Genomic DNA, 18,692 nt, shown 5'->3' on the forward strand with positions numbered 1-18,692 from the left:
AAACTCACCTCAAAAATTTTCTTATTTAATTATTTCATAAAGCAATTTATCTTTTTCTATTTTTGCTTCTGTTATAGTAAAAGCAGATAACAATTTTGCTTTGGCCTCGTCTAAATTTTTATTATCGTTGTAATGCAGTACAGCTAGAGTATCACCAGGTTTAACCTGATCTGCCTTCTTTTTCCTTAACTCTAATCCAACTGCTAAATCAATTTCAGAATCTTTATTTTCTCTACCAGCACCTAAAATCATTGCTGCCAGCCCAACATCTAAAGCCTTAATCTCAGAAATGCAGCCTGCTTTTTCTGCCTTAACTTCGACAGTGTTGGCAGCTGTTGGCAGTAAGGAAAGGTCTTCAACAACTTCTGCGTTTCCTCCCTGAGCTTTAATCATCTCAGCAAATTTAGAGAGTGCCTTACCGTTCTTTAAATTTTCTCTTAAAATTTCTTTGCCCGCTTCCAGATCTTCAACTTTACCTGCCAGCTGAAGCATAGCTGCCCCTAATTCGACACAGAGTTCTGTTAAATCTTCAGGTCCCTGACCCTTAAGAGTTTGAATAGCCTCTTTAACTTCTAGAGCATTACCAACTGCATAACCTAAAGGCTGATTCATATCGGTAATATAAGCTGCTGTATTTCGGCCAAGATTTTTACCAATTGCAACCATTGCTTCTGCTAGTTTTTTTGCAGATTCGAAATCTTTCATAAAAGCACCATTACCTGTTTTAACATCAAGTACTATCGCATCAGCACCTCCAGCTAATTTCTTACTCATAATACTGCTGGCAATTAACGGAATAGATTCTACAGTTGCTGTTACATCTCTTAAAGCATAAAGCTTTTTGTCAGCTGGAGTCAAATTCCCTGTCTGACCCATGACTGAAACTCCGTGCTGGTTTACATTTTCAAAAAATTTATCTCTGCTCAAAGATGTATTAAAATTCGGTATTGATTCTAATTTATCAATTGTACCACCGGTATGCCCGAGTCCCCTGCCCGACATTTTTGCAACTGGAATTCCAGCTGAAGCTACTAAAGGTGCCAGAACTAAAGTGGTTGTATCACCAACACCACCGGTACTGTGTTTATCAACTTTAACTCCCTTTATTGGACTTAAATCTATCATATCACCCGATTCGGCCATCAGCATTGTTAAGTTTGCTGTTTCTTCAGCATCCATCCCCTGAAAATATACTGCCATGGCCCAGGCAGACATCTGATAGTCAGGAATATCTCCTTCAACATAACCTTTGATTAAAAATTCTAATTCCTCTTTAGTTAATTTTTGACCTTCTCTTTTTTTATATATTATATCATAAGCTCTCATATATAAAACCTCCAATTAGATATTTTTAATAATACCTCTCATCAGCTTGATAAAGTCTGGTCTAACTTTTTCTGCAATTTCTACAACTTCTTTATGGTTCAGAGGTTGTGGTAGTACACCTGCAGCCATATTAGTAATACAAGAAACTCCAACAATTCCTAAACCCATATGATTGGCGGCAATTACTTCAGGTACTGTTGACATTCCAACAGCGTCAGCCCCAATTGTTCTTAAAAACTTAATTTCAGCTGGTGTTTCATAACTTGGCCCTGATTCAGCTGCATAAATACCTTTGCGGGTTAAGATCCCATTTTCGCGGGCAACATTTTCTGCAACCTCAATTAGTTCTTTATTATATGCTTCTGACATATCTGGAAAACGAGGACCAAATTCAGCAAAATTCTCTCCAATCAGCGGGTTATCACCCATCAGATTAATGTGATCAGAAATAATCATAAATTCACCAGCAGAAAACTCTTCGTTTACTCCACCAGCTGCATTAGTTAGAATTAATTTTTCAATTCCAACTTCTTTCATTATTCTAACTGGCATAACAAGTTCCTGCATTGAGTATCCTTCATAATAATGAGTTCTCCCCTGCATTGCTATAACTTTTTTACCTTCCAGTTCGCCAATAACAAAGCGTCCAGCATGACCTTCTACAGTAGAAATAGGGAAGTTAGTGAGCTCACCATAATCTATATAAACAGGGTTTTCAATTTCTTCAGCCATTACTCCCAGTCCTGAACCTAAAATAAGTCCAATTTCCGGTCTGTAATCAAGCGCATCAGCAATAATTTCAGCATTATTTTTAATATCTTCAATCATAATTAAAACCTCCATTAAAGTATTTTTATAAATTTAAGTTCAAAAACTAAATTATAAATTTACCATCACGATAGATCAATTCTCCATCAGCATAAATCTCTCCACCATTTTTCATATCACAGAGCATATCCCAGTGAATAGTAGAAATATTTTTGCCACCTGTTTCTGGATAACTGCGGCCTAAAGCGAGGTGGATTGTGCCACCAATTTTCTCATCAAATAGCATATTACGGGTAAATTCTGTAATTCCGTTATTACAGCCAACTGCAACTTCTCCCACATAGCAAGAGCCTTCATCAGTCTCCAGTAGTGAATGCAGAAGTTCTTCTCCTTTAGCAGCTGAAGCACTAACTACCTTACCCTTTTCAAATTCCAAGCTAATATCTTCAATCTCTTTCCCGCTGTATATACCCGGGAAAGAAAATCTGATTTTTCCTTCAACACTATCTTCAATTGGTCCAGTAAATACTTCACCCCCGGGGTAATTTTCTTTACCCTTATCAGCAATCCAGGTTCTGCCGCCTACCCTTACTTTTAAATCTGTATCTTCAGAAATAAAATGAAGCTCATCTTTTGTATTTAAAATTCCAGCAATCCTTTCCAACTCCTGACCAAACTCTTCCCAGTATGCAGCAGGATCTTCTTTATTTAAGTGACAGGCCTGGTAGACAAAGTCCCTGTAATCACCGAGCGACATACCTGCCTCCTGAGCATCTGCCTGAGTCGGAAACTGACAGATATTCCAATTTAAAGTACCTTCAGCTGCTCTATTCATTAGTATTTCACTAATTTCTTTCTGAGCAATTGAACGTTTTTTTATTTTTTCTGGATCAACACCCGCTAAATTTTTGGTGTTATTATGTCCTAAAATTCTTAAGGATGCATCAACATTTTCCATCAAATACTTTGTAAAAGGGGCACTATAATTAAGCTGTTCCTCAGAAGCATATTTATAAAATAATTCTTCCTGTTCCTCAAATTTAGTTATTACCAGTGGATGCCCACCTTTTTTTAAAACTTCTATATAAACTTCCTTAATTAAATCACTGCTGATATCTTCTCCCTGAATTAAAACCTGATCACCTTTTTTTACTTCAAGAGAATAATTAACTAAAAGTTCAGCGTATTTTTTTAATTTCAAATCTGACATTTTTATACCTCTTTCTTTAGAAAATTACTTTACCGTAAGTTCCGCCACCACCTGGTTCAAAAGTAAACTTACGCTGGCGGGCCTTTTGAATTTTATTAAATATTCTACTGCTCATACATTCTTTTAATTCTGCAGCAGTTAAATTATGAATTACATCCATCTCAGTTCCACAATTTTCAAATAGTTTAGCTGCAGTTTTCTTGCCAATACCTGGAATATCCAGTAAAGGGACCTGATAAATATATTCTGCTCTATGAGCCGGATGGTGTGGGTTTTTCATTTCTGCTATCTCTAAAATTCTATCTTTTACCCCAACTACTACTTTATCAGATTTACATTTAGGACACTTTATTACAGCCTGACTACCGCTAAAAGTGCTGTCACATTCCTCACAGTGAGAGCGGTGATACTTTCCAAGTTCGGGGTTTAAACCATAATTTTTTATAATCCTACTGCCGGCTTTTCTTTTTAAGGCTTTAATTACTGAATTATAATTTAAAGCTTCTAGTTTCATTATATTATATTCTCTTGCAATCTTTGGTAAGGAATGGGCATCAGAGTTACTTAAAAAGGATTTGTCACTTAACTCAGGCATTAAATCTGCCATTTTAGTATCAGCACTTAAACCAAGTTCTACAGCCGGGATCATCTCCCATTCTGCAGGGCTGAAAATTTCAGAAAAAGTATTAAATGCCCTGCCATAAAAACTTTTATGGGGAGTAAAAATATGGGCTGGAATCATGATACCTCCATGATAGTCGACAATCTTCAGTAATTCTTTTCCTGTTAAACTAGCAGCCTGAGAGCTTAAAGTTATGTTTGAAATATAATTATCCATAGTACTGCTGAATTCTTTAATCTGTTTAATTTTAGGGAAAAATGCAAGATAATGAACCTGACCTCCATTTTTTTCCCTGCTTTCGATTTCTGCTCCCGCTAAAATTAAAAGCTGATCCTGATAAAGAATTCCGCCCTGATCAAGCTCTTCCATCTCACCCTCAGCCAACATCTGATCAATATCTTTTAAAACAACAGGAGAAGCACAATCTATAATTCCGATAATGTCCAGACCTTTTTTAAACGCTGCTTCCTCTAGAATATTAGGAAAGTTCAATTTTCTGGAAGCCGTAATCTTAACCGGGCTGCCATCACTACCTCCCCCAATGTGAAGATGTAGATCTGCAAAAAACTCTTTTAACATTAAAAATCACCAAGGTAATACATGACAGCAATTAAGGTTTTGCTGTCTTTGATTTTTCCAGCCTGAAATAGTTCTTTCAACTCACTTTTTGATTTTGGTACAACTTCAATATACTCCCCTTCTTCTAAATCTGTACCTACAAACTCTAAATTTTCAGCCTGATAGATATAGATTTTTTCTGTACTGTAACCAGGGGTAGGATAAAATTCAAATAGTTTGCTGAACTTTTCAGCAGTATAACCAGTTTCCTCTCTCAGCTCACGACTGGCACATTCTTCTATTTTTTCTCCAACCTCTAATTTACCGGCCGGGATTTCATAAATTATCTCATCAACCGGATAACGATACTGCTTAATCAAAAGAAGCTTTCCCTCTTTGTTTTCGGCAAGCACAGAAACACCACCACTGTGTTCTACTACTTCTCTGGCAGCCTGATGTTGATTGGGAAATTCAACCTCATCTTTAAATAACCTCAAAATATTACCATCATATATTGTTTTTCCCTTTATCTTCTTTTCTTTCTTGATTTCCATGATCTGCCTCCATTTATGAAACTTTTAAGCCAACCTTTATTTCATCTGCTATTCTGGCAATGAATTGTGAATTGGTTGGTTTAGTATTTTCCTGTAGATTATTGCTGAAATATTCCTTCAAAGCATTTTCATTTCCACGCTTCCAGGCTACATTGATTGCATGCCGAATTGCCCTTTCCACACGGCTTGAAGTCGAATCAAACTCTTCGGCAACCTGGGGATAGAGCTCTTTAGTTACTGCACTTAACATATCCATATCATTAATCACCAATTCCACTGCGTATCGCACATATCTATAACCTTTAATATGAGATGGAATACCTAATTCTCTAATGATTTTTGTAATATATGGTGTGTAGTTTCCTTTTTTAAGTTCTAATTCTATCTCCTGTAAAAAAATGTCTGGATTATTATCATCTACATCTGAATTCATCAATAAATTTATTCTTTCAATTAATTTATCTAAATCAAAAGGTTTCATAATATAATAATGAACCCCCAAATCAAAAACATTCTTCATTATTTTATCATGACCCATTGCTGACAGAGCAATTATTTTCATATCTTTAATCATATTTTTTGAATTTAATTCTTCTAAAACACCAACACCATCAAGATGAGGCATAATTAAATCTAGAATCATTAGATCAGGATTTTCGTTTTTCTCTAAATATTCAATTACCTGCTCTCCATTATGCAGTATCTCTACTACATTCAAATTACTATTTAAATCAAAAAATTCAGCCAGCAGCTGACAAAATTCCTTATTATCATCAACAATTACAATATCAACAGACTTATCCATTTTATTTCCCCCATTTTTAAAATTTATTAAGTTTCATATTTCTCTAGTCCTCCAGCTTACTATTTAATCTTTGGCCAACAGCACCATTTCTTCTGCATGGGCCAAAGTTTTATCTGTAATTGTAGCACCACCAATCATTCTTGCTATTTCAGCAACTCTTTCCTCTTTATTTAAAGTATGAATTTTGGTGAAAGTTCTATTTTCTCCTTTTTCTTTTTTTATTAAAAAATGATGATTGGCTGCACTTGCAAGCTGGGGCAGATGAGTAATACATATAATCTGTCTTTCAGCTGCAATTTGACTTAATTTAGCTGCCATCTTAGCTGCTGTTTTGCCGCCTACACCGCTGTCAACCTCATCAAAAATTAAAGTGTCTACCTGATCAATAGCAGCAGTAATGGTTTTTAAAGAAAGCATTATTCTTGAAATTTCTCCTCCAGAAGCTATTTTGGCAAGTGATTTTAAATCTTCACCTCGATTAGGAGAAATTAAAAATTCAATTTGATCAGTTCCATCAGCTGCAATTTCTTTTTGCTTAAAATCAACTTCAAATCTAACATCTTCCATTGCTAAGTCTTTAAGTTCAGCTTTTAATCTAACTTCTAATTTTTGAGCATGCTTTTTTCTAATCTGAGAGAGTTCTTCAGATTTTTTTAGAATTTCTTGCTTAAATTTTTCATTTTTCTTAGTTAAAGATGAAATTTTCTCTTCGATATTTTCTAATTTATCTCGTTTTTGATAGAGCTCTTCTAAATATGAAAGTACAGTTTCTATATCTTCTCCATATTTTCTGAGTAAAGTATTTATTAAATCAAGTCGATTACTAATAACTGCTATTCTTTCTTCATCATAATCAAAAGCACTTTCAAAATCTCCCAGATCGAAGACAAATTCCTCTAAGCTATAATAAATATCAGCAAATTTTTTATTTAAATCTTTTAATTGTTGACTGTAGTCTTCTAGCTCAATAAATTTATTTTTTAAAACAGCAAGGCGGTCCATTATCCCCTTCTCACTGTAATCATCACCGCTTAAAGCACTCATTAGCTCAGCAACAACGCGATAAATCTCCTCTCCATGGGAAAGCGATTTGTATTCCTCTTTTAAATCCTCATATTCACCTTCTATTAAAGCTGCTTCCTCAATCTCATCAATTTGAAAATTAATTATATCTAATTCTCTTACTCTTTGAGAATCATCTATTTCAATTTCTGCTAAATCTTTTTGAACTTTCTTTAATTTTTGATAGAGTGATTTAATTTCTTTTTTTAAGGGCTTAATTTCCTGACCAATAAAAGCATCAAGGATCATTAAATGCGAACCCTGATCTAAAAGAAGCTGATGTTCGTGTTGACCATGAATATCAATTAAATAACGGCTGATTTTTTTTACTATTTTTAGGGTGGCCAGCTGACCATTGATTAGAGTTCGGTTGCGCCCATTCTCTCTAATTTCACGGGCAATTAAAATCCCGGTTTCTTCTTTTTCAATCCCGGCCTCAGCTAAAATTTCATTGATAATTGTCAGTTCTTCTGGCTGAAAAAAGGCTGAGATATAAGCGGCATCCTTACCGCTTCGAATCACATCTGTGTTTGCTCGAGCTCCCAATAACAAATCTAGAGCACCAATTATAATTGATTTTCCGGCTCCAGTTTCTCCACTTAAAATGTTTAAACCCTTTTTAAAAGTAATATTAACCTTATTTATCAGTGCAAAATTTTTAACCTGTAAATCACTGAGCATAAGTTCTCCTCCTGTAATTAGGCAAGATTCATCTTTTCTTTGATTGTAGTATAAAATGTACGGTCAGGTAATTTAATGATTGAAAGCTCCTGATCAGCACCACTGATTAATATTTCATCACCGGGTACAATTTCATTTTGCTGCCTACCATCAGCACATCCCTTAACTGTCATTCCATCACTATCAATTTTAATTCTAATTTCTTCCTGGTCAGAAATAACCATAGGCCGCAGATGTAAGTTGTGAGGGCAGATAGGTGTGATCAGTATAGCTTTAATTAAATGTGGGTTAATTATTGGACCACCAGCAGATAAAGAATAGGCGGTTGAGCCGGTTGGAGTCGATATAATTAGGCCATCACCCCTGAAATTATTTACAAGCTCATTATTGATAAATAATTCTATTTTCAACATATGAGATTCAGGAGCTCGGTTGATCACATAATCATTTAGGGCATAGCTGCTTGCTATTTTTTGATCAGAACGGTAATGCTCTATCTGGATCATCATTCTTTTTTCAATATTATAATTATCCTGATCAATCATTTCTAAAGCCTTGCTTAACTCTTCAGTTTCAACATCAGTTAAAAATCCAAGATGCCCCACATTGATTCCAAGAAGTGGAATATCACTGCCGATGAAATGATGAGAACTATGTAAAAAAGTACCATCACCACCAATTATAATAATATAATCAGCTTCTCTTTTTATTTTTTCATAATCAGCTTCTCTATCACTTTTATCAAGTTGAAAAGCCGCTCTCTTTTCTATCAAATAATCTTTATCACGAGCTTCAAACCATTCTATAGCTTTTTCCGCTACAGTAAAAGCCTCTTTTTTATCAATATTTACTATTAAAGCAGCTTTATCCATCTTTATCCTCCCAACTCTGAATGTGCAGACTCTATTACCTCTAAAATCTTATTATTCCATTTTTTATGATCAAAATCTTCAAGTTGATCTGTATATTTTAGGCGTATCAAAAATTCTATGTTCTTGCTGGAAGCTCCTGTTATTGGCGAATAATTAAGATCAAGCGGTTTCATTCCTTCTTTAAGAAAAAAATCACTTAAGCCAATTAGTACATCCTGGTGAACAGCAGGATCTTTAACAACACCATTTTTACCAACCCGCTCTCGCCCCGCTTCAAATTGAGGTTTAATTAAAGCAATAAACTCTCCATTTTTTTCTAAAAATTTCTTGACACCTGGTACAATTAACCTCAAAGAAATAAAAGATACATCTGTTACAATCAGAGGAACTTCAACATCTAAGCGATCTTTTTCCAGATGACGAAAATTACAGCGTTCTAAAATTACAACTCGCTCGTCCTGCCTTAATTTCCAGGCCAGCTGACCATAACCAACATCTATGGCGTATATTTTTTTTGCTCCCTGCTGAAGCAAGCAGTCAGTAAAGCCACCGGTTGAAGCTCCTATATCAATCGCCTCTTTACCTGCAGGATCAACATTAAAGACTTTTAAAGCCTTCTCAAGCTTATAACCGCCACGGCTGACATAAGGATTTTTATCACCTTTGAACTCTATTTCAGCCTCAGGATCAATTTGAGTCCCTGCCTTATCTTCCCGCTGACCATTTACAAAAACTAAACCAGCCATAATAGCTCTTTTAGCGCGAGAACGGCTTTTAAAAATCCCCCGCTCAGTTACTACAATATCTAATCTTTCTTTTCTGGCCATAATTCATTTACCTCCTCTGCTTTAGAAAGCAAAGAAAGTGCCTTTTCTAAAATTCCGCGGGCATCAAGTTGATATTCTTTTTTCATTTCTTCCATTCCACCATGGGTTACAAATTCATCTCCAACCCCAATTCGTCTAATATTTTGAACTGTAATTCCCCTATCAGCTGCTAATTCTAAAACAGCTGAAGAAAAACCTCCTGCCAAAACTTGTTCTTCAGCAGTTACAATATTTTTAGAGTTTTTAAGCGCTTTTAAAATAACTTTTTCATCCAGTGGTTTAATAAAACGGGCATCAACTACAGCAGTTTTGTAACCATTATTATTTAATATTTCAGCAGCTTTTTGGGCTGAAATGACAGTTGAACCAACAGCCAAAATTGTAAGGTCCATATCTTCTTTGATCTCAATTAATTCTTCAGCTGTTCCAATATCTATCTGCTGCAGCTCTTCAACTTTCCGAGGAATATATTCACCAGCAGCTGTTCCTCTTGGATAACGAAGTACTGCAGGGCCTTCATAATTAACTGCAGTATAAAGCATCTGCTGCAGCTGTTCTGCATCTTTGACAGCCATCATCACCAAATTAGGAATGGGACGTAAAAATGAATAATCAAATAATCCCTGATGTGTTTCACCATCATTACCAACAATACCGGCCCTATCTACTGCTATTGTCAGATCAATATTCTGCAGAGCAGCATCATGGATCACCTGATCATAGCCCCTCTGTAAAAAAGTAGAATAAATAGCAGCTACTGGTTTCATACCTCCACGAGCCAGACCTGTGCTCATTGTTATCGCGTGCTGTTCCGCAATCCCAACATCATAATAACGCTCAGGATATGACTCAGCAAAAATATCCATCCCGGTTCCAGCGGGCATTGCAGCAGTTATTCCTGCAATTTTTTTGTCTGCAGCAGCCATTCTGCTCAGGGTCTCACCAAAAATCTGGCTGTAGCTTGGTCTGGATTTAGACTTCTTAGAACTACCATCTTTAATATTAAAAGCTCCAACTCCATGAAATTTATCTGGATTATTTTCTGCAGGTGGATAACCCTTTCCCTTTTTAGTTACTACATGTAAAAGCACAGGCCCTTTTATCTCTTCTGCCTGTTTAAAATGCTTCATTAACTCTATAATATTATGTCCATCAATAGGACCTAAATATTTAAAACCAAATTCTTCAAATAGCACTCCCTGAATAAAACTATATTTCACGGCATTTTTAACTCGATCAACTGTATTAGAAACCGTTTTTCCTATGCGAGGAATCTTATTAATTAAAAACTCTATATCCTCCTGAACTTTTTTTACTGTTGGGTCATTTCTTAAAGTTGAAAGATAATTAGAAATAGCACCAACATTATTGGCAATAGACATTTCATTATCATTTAAAACAACGTTAATATCTGCCCCAATATGTCCAGCATGATTAAGTGCCTCAAAAGCCATACCACCTGTCAATGCTCCATCACCGATCACTGCGTAAATATCTCCCATCTGATTTAAATTTTCGCGAGCTAAAGATAATCCCACTGCAGCCGAAATTGATGTACTGCTGTGTCCAGCTCCAATTATATCATGAGGAGATTCCGCACATTTAGGATAACCACTAATTCCATCTTTCTGTCTTAAACTTGAAAAGCAGTCCTTACGGCCTGTTAAAATTTTATGGGTATAAGCCTGATGTCCAACATCCCAGATTATTTTATCTGTAGGTGAGTTCAAATAATGATGAAGGGCAATTGTTAATTCAACCGTCCCCAAATTGGAAGCAAGATGCCCCCCAGTTTTCGATATATTTTCTAGTAAAAATTCTCTAATTTCAGCAGCTAAATCTTTAAGCTGTGAAGCTTTTAATCGTTTTAAATCATCAATTCCATTAATACCCGATAAATAATTTTCCATTAATTCCACCTCTTTTTTAAAAAAGCATAAATTTTGTCATAGATAAGATGAAAAAATGCTAAAAATTTTCCAACTATAAATATAATCTCTGTTGATTTTTTCATTCCATAATACTTAAAAAAGGCTTTACCTCCAACAGTCAGGGACGAAGCCAGTCCAATAATTACCAGATTAGTCCAAAAGTTTGAGAAGTTATAATAATTTATTAAATCAATTGCAATTACCGCTCCAATTGCTCCACTTATTGTTCCACAAATATCCCCAACAATATCACACATTAAACTTGCTACCTTATCTCCATTTTTAGCAAGATAAAGCGAGGTTTTTGCCCCAAAAATTTTTTTAGCAGCCTTCGCATTAAAAGGCTCAGTCCTGGCAACAGTTGCTGCCACTCCAACCATATCAGATAAAACTCCTATTATTATAATAATTAACAGTATTATTACTGCCATCGGTAAAGGTACAAAACGCACCTGTGTTTGAGAAACTGAAGAAACACTTACCGCAATAAAAAAAGTCATTATAGCAATAATAATACTGCTCTTTAAATTAACCAAAAATATTCACCTCTATTTATAAAAATAACAGATGGTAATATAATAGATAAATGCTGTGTCATAGGTCCAGCAGGTTTTCCCCGAGAATTCCCGTCTGTCACCATCCGGGTGATTTCTCTTTAAATTCCCGCTGTAGGGTCTCCCTCTACAGAGCTGGATTGCCACTAAGAACACACTTTAATCCCTATTATATCCCCTCTGGACAGTCTAGAAGTTTTCCTTTGCAGCATTTAAACTATCTTCTAGCTTCTTTTGCAGTACAGGTTTCCAGCAGGTTCAACATAGAGCTGGATCCAAGCATCTATGTTTTGCTACTGTCTCCAGTACCACTTCAAAGCAGGCTACACTGCTTAACCTTGCGGTCAAAGCAGGTGAACCTAGCCTTGCTATGTATTATATAACTCGACCAGGCCTCCGCGGGAAAGGGGTCAACGCCCACATGCCATTGTGGATCGCCCCAAACCCTTATCTCCCTGCAATGGCCCCCGACTGGGCGTCAGCAGCCATTACAAAGAACTTCATCGATGTGCCCGTTGACGGATTTTTAGGCCCGCCTTCAAAGATAGTATGCTGACTAGAATACTGCACCATCTGCATTTTAACTAATTATAACATATTTATTTAGACCCTTCAATTAATGCTGTCTCTTTAAAATATAATCAACTAAATCCTTTAATGCTGCTGCTTTATCTCCAAAGATCTCAAGTTCAGCTTTAGCCCGTTCAGCATGTTCCTCAGCTGCTTTTTTTGCAGCTTTAAGGCCTAATAACTTAGGGTAGGTTGATTTATTTAATTCCTCGTCTCGACCAACAACCTTTCCCATTTTTTCTGTATCACCTGTTTGGTCAAGTAGATCATCAACAATTTGGAATAAGACCCCTATATTTTCCGCATAGGCTAAAAGTGCCTTTTCAGCTTGAGCATTATATTCAGAACAGTAAACACCATTTAATACAGCTGCTTTAATTAATGCACCTGTTTTGGCACGGTGAACTTTCTGCATCTCAGCCAGTGTTAGTTCCTTGTTTTCCGCTTCCAAATCTAAAACCTGACCTCCAACCATCCCCTGCTGCCCTGAATATTTTGCAGTATTGGCAATGATCTTTACTTTAGCTGCAGGGTCTAAATCCAGCTCAGCCAGCACTTCAAAAGCATATGTTAAAAGTGCATCTCCAGCTAAAATTGCTGCTGCTTCTCCAAAGACAAGATGATTAGTCTTTTTTCCACGCCGGAGCTGATCATCATCCATTGCCGGCAGATCATCATGGATTAAAGAATAACTGTGAATCATTTCTAAAGCTGAACCAGCCTTTAAAGCAGCCTCATAATTTCCAGCTAATAATTCTGCAGTTAATAATGTTAATACAGGTCTGATCCTTTTTCCACCAGAAAGCAAAGTGTATTTCATTGCTTCTGTTAATTGAGGAGCTGTTTCCTCTTCTAAAGTCATTAAATTTTCCAAATCTTTTTCTACTTCATCAGCCTTTTCTTTTAATATCTTTTTTATCTGCTGCAAAATTAATCCTCCTCAATCTCAGTTTCAAAGGGAACCTCTTTTTTGAATTCATCATTTTCTTTGATCATTAACTCTATTTTCTTTTCAGCCTTGTCTAATTTTTGATTACAAAACTTAAGCAGCTGCATTCCCTGATTAAACTCTTTTAGTGTTTGATCAAGGGAAAGACCTCCTTTTTCTAGTTCTTCTACAATTTTTTGTAATTTTTCTAAGGCTGTTTCAAAATCTAAATTTTCAAGATCAAGTATATTATCTTTTTTATTTTGATTAGTCATTAATATCACCAACTTTTCTAGTAGCTTTTACTTCTAATTCTGCCAGTCCATCACTCAAGCGGGCATTTAAAATTTCTCCAGTTTTAATTTCATCTATAGATCTGATGGTATTTTCGTTCTTATCCTGAAGAATTGCATAACCACGATCCAGAGTCTGAAGCGGACTCAAATTATTTAATTTCTGATATAACAATTGATATTTGTTTTCCCAGTTATTATAATCTTTTTCAATCTGATGAATTAATCCAGTTTCCAGACGGTCAAGTTCCTGTTCATAACTCCGGAAAATTTCCTCCGGAGAGCTAAAAATTCTCCTCTCAGAAATACTCTCAACTTTATTTTTATATTCCTTGATTTTTGCAGAACTGCTGTTTAAGAGTCGCTGAGTTAAATTTTCAAGTCTATTTAAAATTTCTTCCCGATTTGCGGTGGCCAGCTCAGCAGCTGCGGAAGGAGTAGGCGCTCTTAAATCAGCAACAAAATCGGAAATAGTAAAATCAGTTTCATGACCAACCCCACTAATTACCGGTAATTTTGAATTATAGATGGCTCGAACCACTTTTTCCTCATTAAAAGGCCAGAGGTCTTCAATTGACCCTCCACCACGACTGATAATAATCAAATCTATGTCATCCCGACTGTTTAAATACTCAATACCAGCAGTTATTTCTCCTTCAGCTAAATCACCCTGGACATGAGCTGGTACAATTAAGACAGAGAAATTTCCACTTCTCCTTTTCATAACTGAAAGTATGTCTCTAATTGCAGCCCCAGTTGGAGAGGTGACTATTCCAATTTTCTTAGCCAACAGAGGTATTTCTTTTTTCTTAGACGCAGCAAATAAGCCTTCTTTTTCTAGTTTTGCCTTTAGTTTTTCAAAGGCCTCATATAATTTACCCTTACCAGCCTGAACCATCTCCCGGGCATAAAACTGATATTCTCCCCGCTGTGCATAGATATCCAAACTACCTCTGGCTTCAACCTGCATCCCTTCTTCCGGTTTAAAATCCAGAGAAGAATTATAGCCTTTAAACATTACTGTTTTCAGCTGTGAGTTTTTGTCCTTTAGAGTAAAATACATATGACCGGAACTGTGGTGATAAAAGTTTGAAATCTCACCACTTATCCAAAAGTCAGAAAGAAGAGTATCTTCTTTAATTAAAGCCTGAAGATACTCTGTAATTTCTGCTACTGTATATATCTTTTTTTCTTTTTTTGAAAATAAATTATCCTGATATAAATCTGACATAAAATCAACCACTCTATTTTTTAGATTTGTCTAACAGATAGTTTTTGATGTTTTCTGCTGCTGTTTTTCCAGCCCCCATCGCTTTAATAACTGTTGCGGCACCAGTCACAACATCTCCTCCAGCATAAACCCCTTCTCTACTGGTCTGTTGGTTATCATCCACTTTAATTCCACCCCAACTTTTTGTTTCAATGTCTTTTGTGTTAGAAGTTAACATTGGGTTTGGATTTTGACCAATAGCAATAATAACTGTGTCTAAATCCAGCATCCAGTTAGATCCTTCAATTGGAATTGGGCGTCTTCTGCCTGAATCATCTTTTTCGCCAAGCTTCATTCTTAAACATTCCATCTTATCAACTCGGCCATCTTTACCGTGAATTGCAACCGGGTTATTTAGCAGTTTAAACTCAATCCCTTCTTCCTGAGCATGATGTATTTCCTCACTTCGAGCCGGCATCTGTTCGGCGGCTCTTCGGTATACTATGTATACATTTTCGGCCCCAAGTCTTTTAGCTGTTCTAGCTGAGTCCATTGCCACATTACCAGCCCCAACAACAGCCACGCGATCACCGACAACAACTGGGGTTCTATATTCCGGATATTTAAAAGCTTTCATCAGGTTAACACGGGTTAAAAATTCGTTAGCGGAATAAACTCCATTTAAGTTTTCACCGGGAATGTTTAAAAATCTAGGTAAACCAGCACCTACACCAATAAACATTGATTCATAACCCTGATCAAAAAGCTCCTCAACTGTAATTGACTTACCAACTACTACGTTTAATTTTATTTCAACCCCAAGCTCTTTGATAGCTTCAACTTCCTGATCAACTATACTTTTGGGAAGTCTAAATTCCGGAATTCCGTAACGCAAAACACCTCCAGTATCATGAAGAGCCTCAAAGATAGTTACATCTAGACCATATTTTGCTAGATCAGCCGCTGCAGTTAAACCAGCTGGGCCAGCACCAATGACAGCTACTTTTCTACCTTCTAATTCCGGTATTTTCATCTTTTCTATTTCCTCAGCAGTAGTTCTATCTGTACCTCTTTCCATATTGTAATCTGCTACATACCTCTCCAAACGACCAATTGCTACAGGTTCATTTTTAATACCCATCACACAGACATCTTCACACTGTTCTTCCTGAGGACAGACCCGACCACAAACAGCCGGTAAATTATTTTTGCTTTTGATAATCTGATTTGCTTCAACAACATCTCCATCTAAAATTGATTGGATAAACTGAGGAATTGGCACATGAACCGGACAACCTTCAACACAGGGCTGATGTTTACACTGCAGACATCTTTCTGCTTCAACTATGGCTTCCTCATCACTATACCCAAATGGAACTTCATCAAAGTTTTTAATCCGTTCTTCCGGTTTTTGCTCCTTCATTGGAGTTTTTTTCTTTTGTAAAGCCATTAATTATCCTCCTCGACTTCGTGATCATGAATTAAATCATCTTCATTTTGATAAAAACTCAATCTATTCATTAGTTCTTTAAAATCAACCTGATGAGCATCAAATGCGGGACCATCAACACAGGTGAACTTTCTTTCTCCGCCAACAGTCACCCGGCAGGCTCCACACATTCCAGTTCCATCAACCATAATTGCATTTAAACTAACTATAGTTTCTATTCCATACTCTTTTGTCATATCTGCAACCGCTTTCATCATCGGAACCGGCCCAATTGCTACTACTAAATCAATATCATCCTCATCTTCCAATAAATCTTTTAAAATATCTGTCACAAAACCATGGTGCCCATAACTACCATCATCAGTAGCAATATATACTCGATCACTATATTGATTTAACTCATCTTCTAAAATAATTAAATTTTTGGTTCTAGCCCCTGTGATACTTATTACTTCAGCTCCCTGTTCATAAAAGCCTTTGACCTTAGGATATAAGAGAGCTGTTCCAGTTCCTCCACCTAATAAAACAACTTTTTCATAACCTTCCATGTCTATATGATGTCCTAAAGGACCGACTATATCCTTAATATAATCACCTTTATCCATCTTTCCTAATAATTTTGTTGAATATCCAACTTCCTGAAAGATTATGGTAATCACACCTTCTTCTCGATCATAATCTGCCACAGTAAGAGGAATTCGCTCTCCCTTCTCATCTACTCTTAATATTATGAAGTTACCCGGCTGTGTTTTTTCAGCAATCAAAGGTGCTTTAACCTTCAATTTTTTAATAGTTGGAGCCAGAACTTCTTTTTCTAAAATTTCATACATAATTTACCTCCTCGTGTTTTAAAAAAAAGCAAAATAAATTCTGCTGCTTCTATAATTAATTCTTTGCCAGGACCCCTAATTCCTCCTTGATTTGAAAAATAATCAATTTAAAACTAAGTTATTTATTTCATTTAGTCAGATGTAATAATTTTGAAAATTAAGCAATATCTAAAAATCATCTTGACAAATTTAATAATTTAAGTTAGAATATTATTTGTCAATGCGAAAGTGGCGGAACTGGCAGACGCGCTAGGTTCAGGGTCTAGTAGCCGCAAGGCTGTGAGGGTTCGAATCCCTCCTTTCGCACCAGTTTTAAATTAGAATAACACTTAAAAGAGCAGAGTCTTCTGCTCTTTTTTTATTTGTTCAAATATTTTTAAATTAATTAAAGAAAAATCCTGGCTGATTAAACGTTTTTCTAATTTTCTTAAGCCTCAAGCTCAGCTGCAAAAGCGGCAATTCTACTTATACCTTCTTTAATTCTCTCTTCACTTAAAGCAAAAGAAATTCGAATAAAATTATCCATTCCAAAAGCTATCCCTGGCACTACTGCTACCTTACTGTGTTCTAATAATAAATCAGTAAAAGAAAGGGAATCCTTAATTTCCTGTCCCGCAATTTTTTTTGAAATCAAACCGGAAATATCAATTAAAAAATAAAAGGCTCCGGCTGGAGTTATTGCTTTAATCCCTTCAATATCTGCCAGTAATTTTGCAGTTAAATCTCTTCTCTTTTGATAAGTTTGGCAGCGATTTTTGACTATTTTTTTTAGTTTGGGATTCGCTAATGCTTTAGCACTTGCATACTGAGCAATTGTGTTGACATTAGAAGTTGTATGGCTTTGGATTTTTGTCATCTTACTTATCCATTTGCTGCTGGCAAAACCAAATCCTACCCTCCAACCAGTCATTGAATATGATTTAGACATTCCATTAACAATTAAAATTCTATCTTTTAACTCTGGAAATAATTCAATCATTGATACAAATTCCTGACCATCATAAAGTAATTTATCATATATTTCATCACTAATAATAAAAATATCCTCATCAGCAATGACCTCAATCAACTGTTTGAGTTCTGATTTTGAATAAAAGTGGCCATCTGGATTTGAAGGAGAATTAATAATAATTGCCTTTGTCTGATCTGTAAGACTTGCTTTCAATTCAGATGCAGTTAATTTATATTTATTTTCTGCTTTAGTTTCAATAAAACGCGGCTTCCCCCCTGCCAGTTTAACTATTTCAGGATAAGAGACCCAATAAGGTTTGGGAATTAAAATTTCATCCTCTGGCTCTGTAATTGCAGATAAAGCATTAAAAAGAACCTGTTTTCCTCCATTACATACAATAACCTCATCAGTCGAATACTGATAGGAATAGTTATCTGCAAAATAATTGACAACAGCTTCTTTTAATTCCGGCAGTCCTGAAACAGAGGTATAGCCGGTATAACCTTTATTCATCGCTTCCACAGCAGCTTTTTTTATGAATTCAGGTGTTGGAAAATCGGGTTCTCCTGCTCCAAAGCTTACTATATCTTCTCCATCTGCGGTTAGTTTATCTGCTTTTTTACTCACCGCAAGTGTTTTTGATTCTTCAATTTTTGCTATTCTTGCTGAATATTCCATCTTCACACCCC

At 35.9% G+C, this 18,692-nt stretch carries 17 protein-coding genes and 1 tRNA gene; 1 reads left to right on the top strand and 17 read right to left on the bottom strand.

Going from position 1 to position 18,692, the window contains the following annotated elements:
• Window positions 1-21: 21 nt before the first annotated feature.
• From ACZ446_RS07740 to ACZ446_RS07815, 16 genes are all read right to left on the bottom strand, one after another.
• On the bottom strand, window positions 22-1,326 hold the full coding sequence (locus ACZ446_RS07740) for a pyrimidine-nucleoside phosphorylase (protein WP_464392008.1): 1,305 nt from the start codon (window positions 1,324-1,326) through the stop codon (window positions 22-24).
• Between the two features lie 15 nt (window positions 1,327-1,341).
• Window positions 1,342-2,154, bottom strand: coding sequence for a purine-nucleoside phosphorylase (locus tag ACZ446_RS07745; RefSeq protein WP_464392009.1), 813 nt, complete (start codon window positions 2,152-2,154; stop codon window positions 1,342-1,344).
• Between the two features lie 46 nt (window positions 2,155-2,200).
• The gene (locus ACZ446_RS07750) at window positions 2,201-3,304 is read right to left on the bottom strand and encodes an aminopeptidase (RefSeq protein ID WP_464392010.1); all 1,104 of its coding nucleotides are present in this window, start codon (window positions 3,302-3,304) and stop codon (window positions 2,201-2,203) included.
• A 16-nt stretch (window positions 3,305-3,320) separates the two neighbouring features.
• On the bottom strand, window positions 3,321-4,505 hold the full coding sequence (locus ACZ446_RS07755; protein WP_464392011.1) for an endonuclease Q family protein: 1,185 nt from the start codon (window positions 4,503-4,505) through the stop codon (window positions 3,321-3,323).
• Window positions 4,505-5,038: an NUDIX hydrolase gene (locus tag ACZ446_RS07760; RefSeq protein ID WP_464392012.1), complete on the bottom strand. Its 534-nt coding sequence runs from the start codon at window positions 5,036-5,038 to the stop codon at window positions 4,505-4,507. The genes ACZ446_RS07755 and ACZ446_RS07760 overlap by 1 nt, the downstream gene beginning before the upstream one ends.
• A gap of 13 nt (window positions 5,039-5,051) precedes the next feature.
• Window positions 5,052-5,843, bottom strand: a complete 792-nt coding sequence (gene spo0A / locus ACZ446_RS07765; RefSeq protein ID WP_464392013.1) for a sporulation transcription factor Spo0A — start codon at window positions 5,841-5,843, stop codon at window positions 5,052-5,054.
• Window positions 5,844-5,906: 63 nt separating this feature from the next.
• Window positions 5,907-7,586 (bottom strand): DNA repair protein RecN, encoded by a 1,680-nt coding sequence (gene recN / locus ACZ446_RS07770; protein WP_464392014.1) that lies wholly within the window; start codon window positions 7,584-7,586, stop codon window positions 5,907-5,909.
• A 17-nt stretch (window positions 7,587-7,603) separates the two neighbouring features.
• Complete coding sequence (locus ACZ446_RS07775; protein ID WP_464392015.1) at window positions 7,604-8,458, bottom strand: NAD(+)/NADH kinase; 855 nt, start codon at window positions 8,456-8,458, stop codon at window positions 7,604-7,606.
• 2 nt (window positions 8,459-8,460) lie between these two features.
• Window positions 8,461-9,285 (bottom strand): TlyA family RNA methyltransferase, encoded by an 825-nt coding sequence (locus tag ACZ446_RS07780; protein ID WP_464392016.1) that lies wholly within the window; start codon window positions 9,283-9,285, stop codon window positions 8,461-8,463.
• Window positions 9,264-11,195, bottom strand: coding sequence for a 1-deoxy-D-xylulose-5-phosphate synthase (gene dxs, locus ACZ446_RS07785; protein ID WP_464392017.1), 1,932 nt, complete (start codon window positions 11,193-11,195; stop codon window positions 9,264-9,266). The genes ACZ446_RS07780 and dxs overlap by 22 nt, the downstream gene beginning before the upstream one ends.
• Window positions 11,195-11,752, bottom strand: coding sequence for a hypothetical protein (locus tag ACZ446_RS07790; RefSeq protein WP_464392018.1), 558 nt, complete (start codon window positions 11,750-11,752; stop codon window positions 11,195-11,197). The genes dxs and ACZ446_RS07790 overlap by 1 nt, the downstream gene beginning before the upstream one ends.
• 634 nt (window positions 11,753-12,386) lie before the next feature.
• Window positions 12,387-13,268, bottom strand: a complete 882-nt coding sequence (locus tag ACZ446_RS07795; RefSeq protein WP_464392019.1) for a polyprenyl synthetase family protein — start codon at window positions 13,266-13,268, stop codon at window positions 12,387-12,389.
• Between the two features lie 2 nt (window positions 13,269-13,270).
• Complete coding sequence (gene xseB / locus ACZ446_RS07800) at window positions 13,271-13,543, bottom strand: exodeoxyribonuclease VII small subunit (RefSeq protein WP_464394384.1); 273 nt, start codon at window positions 13,541-13,543, stop codon at window positions 13,271-13,273.
• Window positions 13,536-14,792 (bottom strand): exodeoxyribonuclease VII large subunit, encoded by a 1,257-nt coding sequence (gene xseA, locus ACZ446_RS07805; RefSeq protein WP_464392020.1) that lies wholly within the window; start codon window positions 14,790-14,792, stop codon window positions 13,536-13,538. The genes xseB and xseA overlap by 8 nt, the downstream gene beginning before the upstream one ends.
• Before the next feature lie 13 nt (window positions 14,793-14,805).
• A complete protein-coding gene (gltA, locus tag ACZ446_RS07810) occupies window positions 14,806-16,221 on the bottom strand; it encodes an NADPH-dependent glutamate synthase (RefSeq protein ID WP_464392021.1) in 1,416 nt (471 codons plus the stop codon).
• Window positions 16,221-17,051 (bottom strand): sulfide/dihydroorotate dehydrogenase-like FAD/NAD-binding protein, encoded by an 831-nt coding sequence (locus tag ACZ446_RS07815; RefSeq protein WP_464392022.1) that lies wholly within the window; start codon window positions 17,049-17,051, stop codon window positions 16,221-16,223. Before ACZ446_RS07815 ends, gltA begins: the two co-directional genes overlap by 1 nt.
• A gap of 222 nt (window positions 17,052-17,273) precedes the next feature.
• On the opposite strand from ACZ446_RS07815, the gene ACZ446_RS07820 reads away from it, so the two are divergent.
• Window positions 17,274-17,360, top strand: a tRNA-Leu gene (locus ACZ446_RS07820).
• A gap of 118 nt (window positions 17,361-17,478) precedes the next feature.
• On the opposite strand, the gene ACZ446_RS07825 is transcribed toward ACZ446_RS07820, so the two are convergent.
• A complete protein-coding gene (locus tag ACZ446_RS07825) occupies window positions 17,479-18,681 on the bottom strand; it encodes a pyridoxal phosphate-dependent aminotransferase (protein ID WP_464392023.1) in 1,203 nt (400 codons plus the stop codon).
• Between the last annotated feature and the right edge of the window lie 11 nt (window positions 18,682-18,692).

It is taken from the genome of Halanaerobium sehlinense (assembly GCF_055379485.1).

Excerpts from the sequence above, each read along its gene's own strand:
- recN (WP_464392014.1), bottom strand. The coding sequence starts at position 7,586 with ATGCTCAGTGATTTACAGGTTAAAAATTTTGCACTGATAAATAAGGTT.
- ACZ446_RS07755 (WP_464392011.1), bottom strand. The coding sequence starts at position 4,505 with ATGTTAAAAGAGTTTTTTGCAGATCTACATCTTCACATTGGGGGAGGT.
- ACZ446_RS07750 (WP_464392010.1), bottom strand. The coding sequence starts at position 3,304 with ATGTCAGATTTGAAATTAAAAAAATACGCTGAACTTTTAGTTAATTAT.
- gltA (WP_464392021.1), bottom strand. The coding sequence starts at position 16,221 with ATGGCTTTACAAAAGAAAAAAACTCCAATGAAGGAGCAAAAACCGGAA.
- spo0A (WP_464392013.1), bottom strand. The coding sequence starts at position 5,843 with ATGGATAAGTCTGTTGATATTGTAATTGTTGATGATAATAAGGAATTT.
- ACZ446_RS07760 (WP_464392012.1), bottom strand. The coding sequence starts at position 5,038 with ATGGAAATCAAGAAAGAAAAGAAGATAAAGGGAAAAACAATATATGAT.
- xseA (WP_464392020.1), bottom strand. The coding sequence starts at position 14,792 with ATGTCAGATTTATATCAGGATAATTTATTTTCAAAAAAAGAAAAAAAG.
- dxs (WP_464392017.1), bottom strand. The coding sequence starts at position 11,195 with ATGGAAAATTATTTATCGGGTATTAATGGAATTGATGATTTAAAACGA.
- ACZ446_RS07825 (WP_464392023.1), bottom strand. The coding sequence starts at position 18,681 with ATGGAATATTCAGCAAGAATAGCAAAAATTGAAGAATCAAAAACACTT.
- ACZ446_RS07740 (WP_464392008.1), bottom strand. The coding sequence starts at position 1,326 with ATGAGAGCTTATGATATAATATATAAAAAAAGAGAAGGTCAAAAATTA.
- ACZ446_RS07780 (WP_464392016.1), bottom strand. The coding sequence starts at position 9,285 with ATGGCCAGAAAAGAAAGATTAGATATTGTAGTAACTGAGCGGGGGATT.
- ACZ446_RS07815 (WP_464392022.1), bottom strand. The coding sequence starts at position 17,051 with ATGTATGAAATTTTAGAAAAAGAAGTTCTGGCTCCAACTATTAAAAAA.
- ACZ446_RS07775 (WP_464392015.1), bottom strand. The coding sequence starts at position 8,458 with ATGGATAAAGCTGCTTTAATAGTAAATATTGATAAAAAAGAGGCTTTT.
- xseB (WP_464394384.1), bottom strand. The coding sequence starts at position 13,543 with ATGACTAATCAAAATAAAAAAGATAATATACTTGATCTTGAAAATTTA.
- ACZ446_RS07745 (WP_464392009.1), bottom strand. The coding sequence starts at position 2,154 with ATGATTGAAGATATTAAAAATAATGCTGAAATTATTGCTGATGCGCTT.